General features: G+C 66.5%; 15 protein-coding genes. 10 read left to right on the top strand and 5 right to left on the bottom strand.

Translation table 11 applies throughout. The annotated features are described in order from the left end of the window. Positions 1 to 4: 4 nt before the first annotated feature. Positions 5 to 466 carry a VOC family protein gene (locus ACQFZP_RS11820; protein WP_211891425.1) on the bottom strand — a complete coding sequence of 154 codons (462 nt, stop codon included), beginning with the start codon at positions 464 to 466 and terminating at the stop codon, positions 5 to 7. A 108-nt stretch (positions 467 to 574) separates the two neighbouring features. Here ACQFZP_RS11820 and ACQFZP_RS11815 point away from each other — a divergent pair, with 108 nt between their 5' ends. The 4 genes from ACQFZP_RS11815 (at position 575) to ACQFZP_RS11800 (ending at position 4,063) form a co-directional block, all read left to right on the top strand. Then, complete coding sequence (locus tag ACQFZP_RS11815) at positions 575 to 1,573, top strand: helix-turn-helix transcriptional regulator (protein WP_211891424.1); 999 nt, start codon at positions 575 to 577, stop codon at positions 1,571 to 1,573. A 35-nt stretch (positions 1,574 to 1,608) separates the two neighbouring features. Beyond that, the gene (locus tag ACQFZP_RS11810; RefSeq protein WP_211891423.1) at positions 1,609 to 2,196 is read left to right on the top strand and encodes an NAD(P)H-dependent oxidoreductase; all 588 of its coding nucleotides are present in this window, start codon (positions 1,609 to 1,611) and stop codon (positions 2,194 to 2,196) included. Positions 2,197 to 2,269: 73 nt separating this feature from the next. After that, positions 2,270 to 3,706, top strand: coding sequence for a DUF4041 domain-containing protein (locus ACQFZP_RS11805; protein ID WP_211891422.1), 1,437 nt, complete (start codon positions 2,270 to 2,272; stop codon positions 3,704 to 3,706). A gap of 84 nt (positions 3,707 to 3,790) precedes the next feature. Next, positions 3,791 to 4,063 (top strand): DUF1905 domain-containing protein, encoded by a 273-nt coding sequence (locus ACQFZP_RS11800; RefSeq protein WP_211891421.1) that lies wholly within the window; start codon positions 3,791 to 3,793, stop codon positions 4,061 to 4,063. A gap of 26 nt (positions 4,064 to 4,089) precedes the next feature. Here the strand turns inward: ACQFZP_RS11800 and ACQFZP_RS11795 are convergent, their stop codons facing one another. Next, positions 4,090 to 4,380: a hypothetical protein gene (locus ACQFZP_RS11795; protein WP_211891420.1), complete on the bottom strand. Its 291-nt coding sequence runs from the start codon at positions 4,378 to 4,380 to the stop codon at positions 4,090 to 4,092. Between the two features lie 250 nt (positions 4,381 to 4,630). Here ACQFZP_RS11795 and ACQFZP_RS11790 point away from each other — a divergent pair, with 250 nt between their 5' ends. From ACQFZP_RS11790 to ACQFZP_RS11770, 5 genes are all read left to right on the top strand, one after another. Continuing rightward, a complete protein-coding gene (locus ACQFZP_RS11790; RefSeq protein WP_211891419.1) occupies positions 4,631 to 6,061 on the top strand; it encodes a DUF2130 domain-containing protein in 1,431 nt (476 codons plus the stop codon). A gap of 67 nt (positions 6,062 to 6,128) precedes the next feature. Continuing rightward, positions 6,129 to 7,316 (top strand): ATP/GTP-binding protein, encoded by a 1,188-nt coding sequence (locus tag ACQFZP_RS11785; RefSeq protein ID WP_211891418.1) that lies wholly within the window; start codon positions 6,129 to 6,131, stop codon positions 7,314 to 7,316. Beyond that, on the top strand, positions 7,313 to 7,660 hold the full coding sequence (locus tag ACQFZP_RS11780; RefSeq protein ID WP_104313071.1) for a hypothetical protein: 348 nt from the start codon (positions 7,313 to 7,315) through the stop codon (positions 7,658 to 7,660). The genes ACQFZP_RS11785 and ACQFZP_RS11780 overlap by 4 nt, the downstream gene beginning before the upstream one ends. A 51-nt stretch (positions 7,661 to 7,711) precedes the next feature. Beyond that, the gene (locus tag ACQFZP_RS11775; RefSeq protein WP_211891417.1) at positions 7,712 to 8,776 is read left to right on the top strand and encodes a hypothetical protein; all 1,065 of its coding nucleotides are present in this window, start codon (positions 7,712 to 7,714) and stop codon (positions 8,774 to 8,776) included. Positions 8,777 to 8,913: 137 nt separating this feature from the next. Next, positions 8,914 to 9,297 (top strand): hypothetical protein, encoded by a 384-nt coding sequence (locus ACQFZP_RS11770; RefSeq protein ID WP_211891416.1) that lies wholly within the window; start codon positions 8,914 to 8,916, stop codon positions 9,295 to 9,297. 182 nt (positions 9,298 to 9,479) lie between these two features. Here ACQFZP_RS11770 and ACQFZP_RS11765 read toward each other — a convergent pair whose 3' ends face one another. The 3 genes from ACQFZP_RS11765 to ACQFZP_RS11755 all read right to left on the bottom strand — a co-directional run bounded on the left by ACQFZP_RS11765 (position 9,480) and on the right by ACQFZP_RS11755 (position 12,596). Then, entirely contained in the window at positions 9,480 to 10,451 is a 972-nt protein-coding gene (locus ACQFZP_RS11765) for a hypothetical protein (RefSeq protein WP_211891415.1), read from the bottom strand. 292 nt (positions 10,452 to 10,743) lie between these two features. Next, positions 10,744 to 11,166: a cupin domain-containing protein gene (locus tag ACQFZP_RS11760; RefSeq protein WP_307852821.1), complete on the bottom strand. Its 423-nt coding sequence runs from the start codon at positions 11,164 to 11,166 to the stop codon at positions 10,744 to 10,746. Next, positions 11,163 to 12,596 carry an NAD(P)/FAD-dependent oxidoreductase gene (locus ACQFZP_RS11755; RefSeq protein ID WP_211891414.1) on the bottom strand — a complete coding sequence of 478 codons (1,434 nt, stop codon included), beginning with the start codon at positions 12,594 to 12,596 and terminating at the stop codon, positions 11,163 to 11,165. Before ACQFZP_RS11755 ends, ACQFZP_RS11760 begins: the two co-directional genes overlap by 4 nt. Positions 12,597 to 12,813: 217 nt before the next feature. On the opposite strand from ACQFZP_RS11755, the gene ACQFZP_RS11750 reads away from it, so the two are divergent. Further along, positions 12,814 to 13,470 carry a DUF937 domain-containing protein gene (locus ACQFZP_RS11750; protein ID WP_211891413.1) on the top strand — a complete coding sequence of 219 codons (657 nt, stop codon included), beginning with the start codon at positions 12,814 to 12,816 and terminating at the stop codon, positions 13,468 to 13,470. Positions 13,471 to 13,634: the final 164 nt, after the last annotated feature.

The raw sequence follows: 13,634 nt of genomic DNA, 5'->3' as shown, positions 1-13,634 counted from the left end.
CGGGTCAGGGAGTGACAACCACGTCGAGCACCCAGGTCACGCCGAACCGGTCGCTCAGCATCCCGAAACCGGGTGACCAGGCGGATGCGGCCAGCGGTTCGATGACGTCAGCCCCGGCCGACAACGCTTCCCAGTAGCCCGTGACCTCGTCGAGCGTCTCTCCGCTCGCCGCGAGGAAGAACGGCGCGCTCGTGACGGTGGCGCCCTGCTCGCGCCTCGTCTCCCCCGCAGTACCGGCGAGCCCCTCCCCTGGCCGGCCCGGGGTGTCGTAGGCGAGGACGCGGAAGCCGTTCGGCGCATCCACTCGCCCGAACACGACGTTGGATGCGCCGGGCAACTCGGCGGGCATCCCGAACTGCGCGTAGGTGGCGATGGAGACCTCGCCGCCGAAGACCTCGGCGTAGAACTCGAGCGCGGCCCGGGCCGTCCCGGTGAAGTTGAGGTGGGTTGTCGTGGTGATGCTCATGGTGTTCCCGCTTCCTTGGTGATGTGCTGGCCGCGGCACCTGCCGCTGCGGTGAGCCTCCCAGCAGTAGAGGACGGGTTCGGTCCGCTACTGCTGGGAGACTGGGCGCATGACCTCGGCTACCTCTTCGCGCATCCTGACGCTGCTCTCGCTGCTGCAGACTCGGCGCGACTGGTCGGGGCAGGAGCTCGCCGACCGCCTCGACGTGACGCCGCGCACGGTGCGCCGCGACATCGACCGGTTGCGCGAGCTCGAGTACCGCATAGAGGCATGGAAGGGGCCGGCCGGTGGGTATCGCCTTGCCGCGGGCTCTGAGCTGCCGCCACTGCGGTTCGATGACGAGCAGGCCGTCGCGATCGCCGTGGCACTGCGGGGCGCGCCAGCTCTGGGCGTCGACATCGACGAAGCCGCAGCGCGGGCCCTCCAGACGGTGCGGCAGGTCATGCCGTCGCGGTTGCGGCATCGGGTCGACGGCATCCGGTTCACTGGGTCAGCGGATGCGATGGTCGAGATGCGCGTGGACCCTGACGTCCTCGAGATCGTGAGCACGGCGACCCGCGATCGCCTCGTTCTCCGGTTCGACTACACGCCAAGCCCAACCTCGGAGTCAGTAGGCGCCGACGACTCGACGCCGGTCGCCCCTCGCCGGGTCGAACCTCACGCGGTCATCGCGCGCGGCGGCCGCTGGTACCTGGTGGCCTGGAAGCTCGACAGCGCCGAGTGGCGCGTCTACCGCCTTGACCGCATCACCCCCAGGGTGCAACTCGGGGCGCAGTTCGAGGAACGCAGCATCCCGACCGGTGACGCGCGCACGTTCCTCGAAGCCCGATTCAAAGGGGCGGGCGACGCCAACGAGTGGCCGTGCACGGGCGACGTGCTGCTGCGTGTGCCCGCATTCGAAGCGGCGAGCTGGTTGCCGGATGCGTTGATCACCGAAGTAGATGAGACTTCCTGCCTGGTCCGACTCGGCTCGTGGTCGTGGACCGGCCTGCTTGCCTCGATCGCGAGGTTCGACGCCGACTTCGACGTGCTCGGGCCTCCGGAGCTGGCCGAGGCCGCCGCCGCTCTCGCCGCGCGATTCGCCGCGGCCGCCGACGGTGCTCCCTGAGCGCGGTTCCAAGGTCGCCCGCGCAGACTCTCCTGGTGCCTACTCTCATCGTCACCGCGCATCCCGATCAAGATTCCCTGACTCACACGGCGGCGCAGCAGCTGCGCGAACGCCTCGAAGCGGAGGGCGTCGAGGTCGACGTGGCCCACCTCGCGCAGGAGGGTTTCGACCCGCGCTTCTCGGCAAACGACCGGGCCGATTACAAGGGCGGTTCGATCACTGGGCCCGACGTGCTCGCGGAGCAGGCTCGCCTCGACCGTGCCACGGATGTCGTGCTCGTGTTCCCCGTCTTCTGGTGGTCGATGCCCGCGCTGCTAAAGGGGTGGATCGACCGCGTCTTCATCACCGGCTGGGCGTTCGAGCTCGGCGAGAACGACCGGGTCGTGCCGAAGCTGGGTCATCTGACCGCGCACCTGCTGCCCGTGTCCGGCTTCTCGGAGGCTTCGTTCGCGCGGCACGGATATGAGGAGTCGTTCAGCACGCAGATCGAGCACGGGGTCTTCGACTACTGCGGCATGCCCCGAGGGGCGAAGGCGTTCATCCGCGAGTCGGAAGACCCGGATGCGGCGAGGGCCGGTCTCGAGGCTGCCGTCGCGCAGGTCGCAGCCGCGGTTGGAACCTGACCTACGGTCAGTCCCGGTCTACTAATTTCCCCGGACGTTGTGGGGAGCGGCTCCGGGCTGATTGCATCGCTCCATGAATACGCATGAGGCTTCCACACCTCCAGGCTGGCACCCAGACCCAACGGAGCGGTTCGAGCATCGTTATTGGGATGGGGTGCGATGGACTGAGCACGTTCAGCGCGAGGGTCAGCAGGCAGTGGATGCACTGGAGCTGAAACCAGCTGAGGCGATTGAAGCGCTATCGCCACTGACAGCTGCAAAGATTCCTTTTCTCGGAACGCGTCGGCACGCCGAACTCCTACGGGACGAACTCGCGAAGATGACCAGATTGGTCCAGCACCACGGGTTGCTCGAGGTCGAGGCGCGCGCCGCGGCGGTGGACGCACTCATGGCCGAGGAAAACCAGATCCGATCGCGTATCCGGGGCGCCGAGGATGACCTCGCTCAGAGACAGCAAGAAATCTCCACATTGAACGGAAGCCTCCTCGACCTTCGCGGGGCCGTCGAGGTGCAAGAGAACGGCCTCTACGACTTTGAGCACCCCGCGGAGGACTCGATCGCCATTTCAACTCGCTTAGAGACCGTCCGATCGAACATCAAAGTCGCCGTCCGGGACGGCCACGCTACACAGGCGTCGAACTCGTTCACCTTCAATAACAGTGAAGCGCAGGGGCGCAAGTTCGTCCGGGACATGTCAAAGCTCATGCTCCGCTCGTACAACGCCGAGGCAGAGAACTGCGTCAAGGCGGTTCGGGCAGGCAATCTCCACACGGCGCAGACGCGTTTGAGCAAGGCGGTAGAACAAATCGAACGTCTCGGTTCGATGATCTCGCTTCGCATCTCTCCGCGATTCCATGCGCTTCGCCTCGAGGAACTCGAGCTGGCGAACCGCCATCTCCGTGCAGTGCAACGAGAGAAGGACGCGGAGCGCGCCCACAAGGAAGAGTTGCGGGAACAGCGTAAGGCCGAGAAAGAGCTGCAGGCCGAGAAGGCTCGCCTCGAAAAGGAGCGCACGCATTACTCGAACACCATCGCAACCCTCGAGTCTAAAGGCGACTTCGAGGGTGCTGAGCGAATGAGGACTCGCCTCGAAGACGTCGAGCATGCGATCGAGAACGTTGACTACCGAGCAGCCAACATTCGGGCCGGCTACGTCTATGTCATCAGCAACGTCGGCTCCTTCGGGCCCGACGTCGTGAAGATCGGCCTCACCCGGCGGCTCGAGCCTATGGACCGGGTGCACGAGCTCGGCGATGCGTCTGTGCCGTTTCGCTTCGATGTTCACGCGCTCTTCTTCGCCGACGACGCAGTCTCCATCGAGGCAGAGCTGCACAGGCATTTCGCGGAGCGGCGCATCAACAAAGTCAATTTTCGCCGGGAGTACTTCCGCGCCACGCCCACTGAAGTCCGGGATGCGCTCCGCGAGCGCCGCGTTGAGTTGCTGGACTTCAGACTCGACCCGCAAGCAGAGGAATTTCACGCCACTCGTGCGCTCGAGTCGAATCCCTGACCGAACTGCTTGCCGCCGATAATCGCAGAACCAGAACGGACCCATTTCCCTTGAAGCCCTCAGCAGCCGCGCTACGCTCGCCTCATGACTGACAAGCTCGTCTACACCGGTGAAATCGTCAACCCCGAGTGGATGCCCTCGTGGTCCGTCATCGAGGTGCCCGGCTCGAAGGACTTCTTCGGCACCGGCAAGTCGGTGAAAGCCGACACGACCGTCGACGGCGTCGTCGTGACGTCGGCGCTCATGCCAACAGGGCAGGGCGACCACTTCATCTCGGTCAGCGCGGCGCTGCGGAAGAAGCTGAAAAAGGACGTCGGCGACAGCGTCGATGTGGTGATCGGGCGCTTGAACGCCTGACGCCTGGACTCCCGCGCGGACGCAGGTCAGCGTCGGCGCGCATCCAGCAGGAGATCGAGCTGCTGTTGAGCAGCTGAGCGCACCCCGACGAGCACAAACGCGACCATGAGCATGGCGAGTCCGACCAGGAACATGACCGTGCCCACCATGGTGGGTGTCTCCGCGAGATCGAAGGTGGCGCGGGTCGTCCCGGCGACCGTCAGTCCGCCGAAGAGCATCAGCAGCGGAGCGACGATGAAGAACGCGACAGCGAGCCAGTGGAGGCGCACGCGAGGGTGGTCGGGAGCGGCGATGTTCGAGGATGCTGGCTTCGTCACGCAGCAACCCTACCGACGCGCAGGTTTCGCTCGACCTCGGCTGCGACGGCGCACGCCGCGATCGCGCCGCTGGCCAACACTCCGATGCACAGTTCCGCTCACGGGCTCGTCCAGCGTGAGCCTTCACGAATACGCTTGCACTGGGCAGTCGTTGTCGCTCGCTGCCAGCCACGCTCCGCTCGACAGATTCGGTCACTGACCGGTCACCAGCGCAGCACGGGTCCGATTCACGTCAAATGAGGAAATCCGCATGCACGAGATCACCTGCCCCCACTGCCACAAGGCCTTCACGATCGATGAGGCCGGCTACGCGGACATCCTGAAGCAGGTGCGGGACGGCGAGTTCGAGAAGGACCTCCACGAGCGGCTCGAGCTGGCCGAGGCGGCGAAGCGCGCCGAGATCGAGCTGGCGCAGGCGAAGGTCGCGCAGGAGTTCGAGGCGGCCGCGGCGAAGCGGAACATCGAGCTGCAGGAGCTGAAGGCGAAGCTCGAGGCCGGCGAGGTCACGCGGCGGCTCGCCGTCAGCGAGGCGCTGCAGTCGGTGGAGAAGGAGCGCGACACGCTCGCGAACGAGCTCGAGCAGGCCCGCCACGACAAGATCGCCGCAGAGGAACTCGCGGCGGCCAAGCGCGTGAGCGACCTGCAGAAGGCTGCAGCCGAGCGGGAAGCCGAGGTTCAGGCGCTCAAGTCGAAGCTCGACAGCCTCGAGATCACGCAGAAGCTCGCCGTCAACGAAGCCGTCGGGAAGGTCGAGAAGGAACGCGACGAGCTGAAGGGCACCCTCGAGCGGGCCGCCCTGGAACGGCAGTTCGTCGAGACGTCGCTGAAGGACAAGTACGAGACGCAGCTCCGCGACCGCGACGACGCCATCGAGCGCCTCAAGGACATGAAGGCTCGCCTCTCCACGAAGATGCTCGGCGAGACCCTCGAGCAGCACTGCGAGACCGTCTTCAACCAGATCCGCGCCACCGCGTTCCCGACGGCCTACTTCGAGAAGGACAACGACGCTCGCACCGGAAGCAAGGGCGACTACATCTTCCGCGACTCGGACGCGGGCGGCACCGAGATCACCTCGATCATGTTCGAGATGAAGAACGAGGCCGATACGACGGCCACGAAGAAGAAGAACGAGGACTTCCTCAAGGAGCTCGACAAGGACCGGCAGGAGAAGGGCTGCGAGTACGCCGTCCTCGTCACGCTCCTCGAGCCCGACAGCGAGCTCTACAACTCCGGCATCGTCGACGTCTCGCACCGCTTCCCGAAGATGTACGTCATCCGGCCGCAATTCTTCATCCCCATGATCACGCTGCTCCGCAACGGGTCCATGAACGCACTCAAGTACAAGACCGAGCTGGCGTCCGTGAAGGCGCAGAACGTCGACATCACCGACTTCGAGGAGCGCCTCGATGAGTTCCAGAACGCGTTCGGACGCAACTACGAGCTCGCCTCTCGCCGGTTCGGGGAGGCCATCGACGAGATCGACAAGGCCATCGTGCGACTCCAGAAGGTGAAGGATGCGCTGCTCGGATCCGAACGGAACCTGCGCCTCGCCAACGACAAGGCGCAGGACGTGACCATCAAGAAGCTCACCCGCGGCAACCCGACCATGGCGCGCAAGTTCGCCGAGCTCGCGAGCGGCGACGCCGAGCGCTCACAGGACGACGACTCCGCGAGCGCATAGGCTCCCGCGCAGCACATCCGCCAGCACCGGCGGATGGTCGAACACCCCACCGGCAGGAGACGTGCCCATGGCAACGGCGAAGAGCAGAACCCGTGAGCAGCACATCGCAGTGTTCGGCGGGAGCGGCAGCGGCAAGACCGTGCTCGTCTCCTCCTTCTACGGCCCAACGCAGGAGCCGCAGTTCGCGAAGGAGAACCTCTATGAGGTCGTCGCCGACGACACCGGGCAGAGCGACAAGCTGTACCAGAGCTACCTCGGCATGAAGAACGCCGCGAAGGTGCCCGCATCCACCCGCTTCACGCACACCGCGTACTCGTTCCTGGTGAGGCCAAAGGCCTGGTCGGAGGAACGCGCGAAGAACTCGAAGCCGTTCGACGCACTCCGCCTCGTGTGGCACGACTACCCCGGCGAATGGTTCGAGGAGTCCGCGGAGGGCGAGGAGGAGAGCCGCAGGCGCGTCGAGACGTTCACGGCGCTCCTGAGCTCCGATGTCGCGCTCCTGCTCGTCGACGGTCAGCTGCTCCGCGACAATGAGGGCTCAGAAGAGCTGTACCTGAAGTCGCTGCTGACGAACATCCGCTCCGAACTGCTCCGCCTGAAGCCCGAGCTCCTGAAGAACGGCAAGCCCCTCGCGCAGTTCCCGCGCATCTGGGTGCTCGCTCTTTCGAAGTCCGACCTTCTTCCCCAGATGGATGCGCACGCTTTCAAAGCGCTGCTCGTCGAGAAGGTCAGCGACGAGCTCGATCAGCTGCGTCAGGAGCTTCGCGGTTTCGTTCAGGTGCCGGAGGCGATGTCGTTCGCCGAGGACTTCATCCTGCTGTCCTCCGCGAAGTTCGAGCCGGGCAAGATCGAGGTGACGGAGCGCGTCGGCGTCGACGCCGTCCTCCCACTCGCCGCGATCCTGCCCTTCGAACGCCACGTCAGCTGGGCGAAGAAGCTCCACGATGGCGGGAAGGTCGCGGAGAAGATCTTCAGCAAGGCGGGCGGGATGGCCGGCCTCGCCGCGATGGGGGCCCTGTTCGTCGTCAAGAAGATCAAGCTGCCTGGCCCCCTCGGACTCATTGCGGGGTTCGCGGCGTCACTCGTCTCGAAGGACTCCATCGAGCGGGGAGCGGCACTCGCCGGCGAGAAGCTCAAGACTGTCAACGCGGAAGCGCTCGCCAAGCACGACTACCTGACCGCGATGCTCACCCGCTTCAAACTCGACCTCGAAGAGGCAGAACGCAAGGGGATCCTCGTCAGGAGCAAGAAGTGAAGCTCATCTGGGCGACCCGTGGGCGCACGTGGGGGCACCGATTTCTCCTCGACGGCGGTTTCGCGGACCCGCTCCCCGAATACGACAGAGCCTTCGCGCAGCTCGGCGATGACTCGGAGCTCTGGCACCTCGGCGATGACAGGGCGGCGCTGCGCTTCCCTGACCCGGAAGGGCGCACAGACCGCGCCGGCAGGCCCATCACTCACGAGTTCGTGGTGTTCACGCCCGAGCTGCACGAGATCTCGTCCGTTGCCACCGGACTCTCCCTGATCTGGGCCCAGCCGATCGTCTCGGCCCGATTCGCCGACGTCTGGGATCTGCCGAAACCTCCGGCGCGTTCCTGAGCCGCGAGCAGACCGCCCGACCCCGAACTCCGAAGAGACGCGAGGATCCCGATGAACCACCACACTCTGGAGCCAGAAGCCACGGGAACCGTCGGCGACGGCGCCGTATGGACGCAGGACGCATCCGGATCGAGGACCCAGACGGATCCGCTCCGGTGCGAGTTCGCGGGCTGGCTCGGGGACGAGCTCGTCGGCGTCCATCCGGACTTCATCGTGGCCGGTTCACTCGCCGATGCACTGCGCGCTTCCGACTTCTCGGGGTTCGAGTTGCGCGAGGCGGTCGTCACGACGTCGCCGGAGTTCGTCTCCTACGCCGGCGGTCTCCCGGAGCGTTGGGAGCGGCTCGAGCCGACCGGCCGCGCAGATGGGAACGACGACTTCGCCCAGCGGGACGGGATGCTGCTGGTCAGCGAACGCGCCCTCGCGCTCCTCAACGAACACCGCATCGTCGAAGCGCAGCTCGTGCCCGCCGAAGAGACCCCCGAGGTATCGCGGTTCGCGCATCACCGCGACGCGGCACGAGCCGCCGCCCGGCTTCGCGAGCGCGCCGGCCAGGCGGCCGAGGCTGACGAGGATGCCCTGGAAGTCGCTCGTCTCACCGCACTCGTCGACGCGCTCGACGCAACCGCATCCACACCGCCGAAAATGCGCGTCAACGGCGACGCGAAGCGCACGGTGGCGGGAGACCTCACCCTGGCCGCGGCCGCGCTCGGCAAGAAGATCGAGGATCCGGCGGCCCTCGCTCTCCTCGGACTCATCGACGGCCCCATCGAGATCAACCGCTCTGGCGCTTACCAGTGCGCCTACCGGAACGCCGACCGCTCCCTGATCGTGGGGATGAAGGGAGGCGCCGTGAAATGCGTCGAATTTACCTTCCACCCGCACCGCAACGCCCCGGAAGCCAACTACCCGCGCACGGCGCACCTCATCGAGGGGCTTGCGACGTTCACTCGCGAAGGAGTTTTGGAGCATCTCGGGGAGCCCAAGGAGTTCCTGCCCCCGGACGACGGAGAGCGAAGCCGCGACGAGTATCGCATCGGACGACAGCGCGTGATGCTGTACTGGAAAGGGCAGGACTACTCGCCGCGGACGGTGATGGTCGGCCGCAAGGGCTGAGGGCCTCCCCCTGCGTCCGCGCGACTTATCCCCAGGCAGACAGGCGGTCCGTTTTCCCGCCGCACGGAGGGACAGACTGGGGGTCTCACATGAGTCGCCGGCCGGGGATGCCGCGCGGAGAGCACGGGGAGATCGACATGTCAGTGGTGCACGTAGTTGCCAAGAGGTGGCGCGGCGGATGGGAGTTCCACCTCGGGCCTGAGGACGTGACGCAAGGAGCGACGCTCGGTGACGTTGCACGGCAGGTCTTCGACTACCTCGAGACGCGCGAGCCCGGGGTCGATCACAGTGCGACCAGCCTCAGCATCACCTTCGACCTCGGCACGCTCACAGAAGCGGTCGACACGGCGAAGAAAGCGATCGAGAAAGCGCACCATGCGCATCTCGTCGCTGATACGCGCCTCAGGACTGCTGTCGCCGCGATGCACCGCGAACGGTACGCGAACCGCGATATCGCGTTGCTTCTCGAGATCGACCGCGATCGCGTGGACGAACTGCTCCGAAGCACAGACTCTCGCTGAGCACCGTCCGCTGCGCGGGACTCCGCACATCGCGGACGTGCAAAGAACCGGACGTGCCGGTCGCGGCCTTCGGCCTCCTCCTCACGACGAACAATCACCCCGTCCGGACGAGAGCAATCGAAGAGCCAGCTACGCGTCCGATCAGACGGAGCCTGGTATCTGACATAGCCGAGTTGCGAGAACTATGGTCCTCCGCCGTCCGTGGCCCTGCGCAACGCCGCGCGCACCTGCTCGACAAAACGGGTTGGCGTGGGCCAGAGTTGCGATGTGGTCGCCCGGATCGCGAACCAGTCGATCTCCTGCAGACGGTTCACGCGCCCGATGTCCTTGCGCCATTGGCGCTTGTCAGTGCGGTGATGGTCCCCCTCGTACTCGATGGCGATCTTCTGAGCCCGATACGCGAGGTCGACACGCCCCACGAACTCCGACCCGTTCCAGACCTCGACGCCGACCTCCGGTTCCGGAAGCCCGCCAGCGACGACCACCAGCCGCGTCCAGGTCTCCATGGGCGATTCGACGCCTGAACGAACCCGTGCAACGGCCGCCCGCAAGGAGGCCCCACCGACACCGTTGCCCCAGGTTCGCGCGATCTCCTCGAGGTCCTCCAGCGTCGCGAGGGGCGGCGCCGTCCGCGCGCCCTCCGGTGGCTCCTCGGGCCGCACGATGCCCTCATAGTTCGTGGATGTGGCGACGAGGGCATCCCCCAGCACGACCAACTCGTTGACGTCGAGGTGGCGGGCGCAGGTTGCCCAGGTCAGCGCGGGCGACGCGACAGGTGCGCCGCGCAGCTCGCGAGCATCCCACAGCGACGCCCTGATGCTTCGCGACTTGACCCCCAGACCGGCGGGCCGGTTCCTCCCAGCCGGCACGAGGAGGTACACGGTCGAGTCGCGGTCAAGTCGGCGGGGCACGGGCAGACCCCAGATTCTCGCCGCTGTCAGCCCGCCGAGCACACAGCGGTCCTTGATCCTCGGCACGAAGGCGCGTGCGATCTCGAGAGGAGACCGCACTGCCCCTCGCACCCGCACGCCGCGGTGAGGTTTGGAGAATTCGGGGCCGTTCAGTTCCTGCCGTGTCAGGCCCGCGCGCAGCCCATCCCTGAACGCGAAGGGTTCGTTCCCCACTCCGGAGAGCATCTCCTCAGGCTCAGGCATGGGCCAAGGGTAGAGGGATGCAGAGCTTGTCTTCCGAGATATCCACAGCCCGAAGGTGCGTTGAAAGTGACACCGAAGGTCGTGGCGGCCCGTCCCGGTGGATCATCCTGATGGGTTTCGCCGAGTCGTGATGGGAATCCCCCCATCGCGAGTCAGATAAACCCATCAATGTGAGGGCCGACGAGCCCTGCGCCAGACTTCGATGGGTTTTGCCGACCGGTGGTGGGTAACGCCCCATCACGAGTCGGAGGAACCCATCAAAGTGGGCGCAGCTTCAGGAACCTCAGCCGACCTACTCCCCGCCCTCCACGACGTACAGCTTGCGCAGGGGCGCTCCGGTGACGGTCCACCGGGTGCGCATCCCTTCGCCGAGACGCACGATGGAACCCGGTTCGAGGTCGATCGACGGCAGCTCGGGCTCGAGGAACTCGACCGTCGCCGTTCCGCCGATCACGAGGAACACCTCGTCGGCTTCGACGTCGAGCATCGACCCGGCCGACATCTCCCACAGCCCGAACTCCGTGCCCGCGAAGGCGCCGAGCTCGTGCGCCGCGGTCGTCGGCTCGCCGCTCACCTTCTGCCATCCCTCGACGGGTTCGTGTGACAGGGATGCGCCCCGCGCGTGCACGACCGATCCGGGCTGCATCCCGGTCACACCACCGGCACCGGTCGCGGCAGCGGCCTCATCGGCTGCGCTCTCACCGCCCGCGCTCACGAGTCGAACCCCAGGCCGACCGCGTCCATCGTCTTCAGCCACAGCCCGCGCTTGCCTTCGTTGCGGTCGGCGCGCGCCATTTCGGCAAGCGACACCTTCGCACCGATCGACGCGAAGGGCTCCGGCGGGAACGGCAGCGGCTTCTTCTTCACGAAGTCCATGCGCGTGCGCTCCGTCTCCTCGCCGCTGAGCAGGTCGAGCAGCACGTTCGCCGCGTACCTCGTCGCGCCGACGCCGAGCCCCGTGAAGCCCGCCGCGTGCGCGACCCTGCCGTCGAACTCCGTGTCGAAGAAGGAGAAGAACCGCGTGCAGGTGTCGATGACGCCGCCCCACTTGTTCGAGAAGCCGAGACCCTCGAGCTGCGGGTAGGTGGCGATGAAGTGCGCCGCGAGCTTCTCGAACGTCTCGGGGCGCTGGTCGTACTCCTGCTTGATGCGGCCGCCGTAGTTGTAGACGGCGTCGTACCCGCCGTAGAGGATGCGGGTGCGGCCGTCGGCGTCCGTGACGAGCCGCGAGTAGTGGAAGCGATTGTTGAGGTCCGTGATGCCCTGCCTCCGCTTCCAGCCGATCGATTCGAGCTGCTCGTCGCTCAACGGGTTCGTCATGAGCACGTAGTCGTAGACGGGCACCGTGTAGAAGCGGTCGCGTTTGATGAGCGCCGGGAAGGCGTTCGTGCCGAGTGCCACCCGCTGCGCGTAGATGCTCCCCTCGTCGGTGGTCACCGTGATGCCGCCGCCGTCTGCCTCGAGCGACCTGACGGGAGTGTTCTCGAAGATCGCGACGCCCATGCCGAGCACCACGCGGCGCAGCTCCCACACGAGCTTCGCGGGGTTCACGAGGGCGGTGCCCTCGCGTTCGTAGTTCGCGGCGAGGAACAGCGGGGAGGCGACTTCCTGCTGGAGCGTCTTCCTGTCGAGGAACTCGAGGCCGGAGTCGCCGACCGCCGCCTGCTCGAGCTCGGCGACCTGGTGGGGCTCGGTCGCGACGTTGAGCACGCCCGTCTCCTCGTAGTCGCAGTCCATCGAGTAGCGTTTGACGGTCTCCCCGATCTCGCGCAGGTTCTCGAGGCCGAGCGCTTCGAGCTTCGAGTACTCGTGCGACAGCCGGTCCTTGCCGTTCGACTCCCCGTGGGTGAGGCTCGCCTCGCAGAACCCGCCGTTGCGGCCGGATGCGGCCCATCCGAGTCGCTTTCCCTCCAGCAGCATGATCTTCCGCTTCGGGTCGCGTTCCTTCGCGAGCAGCGCTGTCCACAGCCCCGTGTATCCGCCACCGACGATCACGAGGTCGGCAGTGTGGTTGCTTCGAAGCGGCGGCGACGCGGCGGGACGAGCCGGGTCGTCGAGCCAGTAGGTCGTCGCCTTCGCTCCGGCGAGAGACGCGGCAATGCGCTCCTCGCTGATCTCGGCTTCCGCTCGATCGAACGTGGTCATTGATGTCCTCCGGGTGGGGGTTGACGGCCATCTGCTGCTTCGTGTCTACCCTGCTTACCTACCGTTTGGGTGGACGCCGTGTCGGTTCGACGCACGACGCGTCGACGATCTGTCCGACAAGCTCAGCACGATCTGCGGCGAATGCACCACCCCCAGCGCTACCCTCGTGGTCACGCGACCCCATGATCGGTGTCGCGTCATCGAACAAGGGGAACCCATGACCGACATCAACGAACTGCTCAAGCTCATTCCAGTCGACGACATCGCCAACCAGCTCGGTGTCGACAAGCAGACCGCCCAGCAGGGGATCCAGGCAGCGTTGCCGACCCTCATCGGCGGTCTCCAGGCGAACGCGGCCGATCCCGCAGGTGCCAAGTCGCTCGAGCACGCGCTTGAGAAGAAGGACACATCCCTCGTCGAGGGCCGCGTCTCGCTCGCCGACATCGACACCAACGACGGCGAGAAGATCGTCAAGAACGTCTTCGGCAGCAACACCGACCAGGTCGCGGCAGCCCTCGGCTCAGCACCGGGCGGCCAGACTTCGGGGCTCGTGCAGAAGCTGCTCCCGATCCTCGCGCCGATCGTGCTCGCGTGGCTCGCGAAGAAGTTCCTCGGCGGCCAGCAGGGCGCATCCACGACCGCGGGCTCGGGTTCGGGCGGCGGGCTCGAGGACCTTCTCGGCGGGATCCTGGGCGGTGGGTCCGGTTCCTCCGCAGGTTCCGCGAACGCGGGCGGCGGGGCCGGCGGCGGACTCGGTGACATCCTCGGGCAGGTGCTCGGCGGCGCGAGCGGTTCCAGCAAGCCAGCAGGTGGAGGACTCGGCGGAGGTCTGGGAGACATTCTCGGCGGGCTGCTCGGCGGCGGCAAGCGCTGACTCGTCGGGCAGCGGATGCGCGCGGGAGGGAGCGCGGGTCGAGCAGCGCCGGCCTGCCCCTCCCCCGCATCCCGAAGCGCATCAGACGGCCGAGCACCCAGCGGATCTGACCGCCCCCACCGCCTCGTGAAATGAGCCCAGCATCTTCGACCCCGCCTCCGAGA

This window comes from Pseudoclavibacter sp. Marseille-Q434 (assembly GCF_050315415.1).
Classification (GTDB): domain Bacteria; phylum Actinomycetota; class Actinomycetes; order Actinomycetales; family Microbacteriaceae; genus Pseudoclavibacter.
Note: the sequence above shows the minus strand (reverse complement) of the source record. Positions and strands in the feature narration are given on the sequence as shown.

Excerpts from the sequence above, each read along its gene's own strand:
- ACQFZP_RS11790 (WP_211891419.1), top strand. The coding sequence starts at position 4,631 with ATGCACGAGATCACCTGCCCCCACTGCCACAAGGCCTTCACGATCGAT.
- ACQFZP_RS11785 (WP_211891418.1), top strand. The coding sequence starts at position 6,129 with ATGGCAACGGCGAAGAGCAGAACCCGTGAGCAGCACATCGCAGTGTTC.
- ACQFZP_RS11765 (WP_211891415.1), bottom strand. The coding sequence starts at position 10,451 with ATGCCTGAGCCTGAGGAGATGCTCTCCGGAGTGGGGAACGAACCCTTC.
- ACQFZP_RS11770 (WP_211891416.1), top strand. The coding sequence starts at position 8,914 with ATGTCAGTGGTGCACGTAGTTGCCAAGAGGTGGCGCGGCGGATGGGAG.
- ACQFZP_RS11820 (WP_211891425.1), bottom strand. The coding sequence starts at position 466 with ATGAGCATCACCACGACAACCCACCTCAACTTCACCGGGACGGCCCGG.
- ACQFZP_RS11775 (WP_211891417.1), top strand. The coding sequence starts at position 7,712 with ATGAACCACCACACTCTGGAGCCAGAAGCCACGGGAACCGTCGGCGAC.
- ACQFZP_RS11755 (WP_211891414.1), bottom strand. The coding sequence starts at position 12,596 with ATGACCACGTTCGATCGAGCGGAAGCCGAGATCAGCGAGGAGCGCATT.
- ACQFZP_RS11815 (WP_211891424.1), top strand. The coding sequence starts at position 575 with ATGACCTCGGCTACCTCTTCGCGCATCCTGACGCTGCTCTCGCTGCTG.
- ACQFZP_RS11805 (WP_211891422.1), top strand. The coding sequence starts at position 2,270 with ATGAATACGCATGAGGCTTCCACACCTCCAGGCTGGCACCCAGACCCA.
- ACQFZP_RS11750 (WP_211891413.1), top strand. The coding sequence starts at position 12,814 with ATGACCGACATCAACGAACTGCTCAAGCTCATTCCAGTCGACGACATC.
- ACQFZP_RS11800 (WP_211891421.1), top strand. The coding sequence starts at position 3,791 with ATGACTGACAAGCTCGTCTACACCGGTGAAATCGTCAACCCCGAGTGG.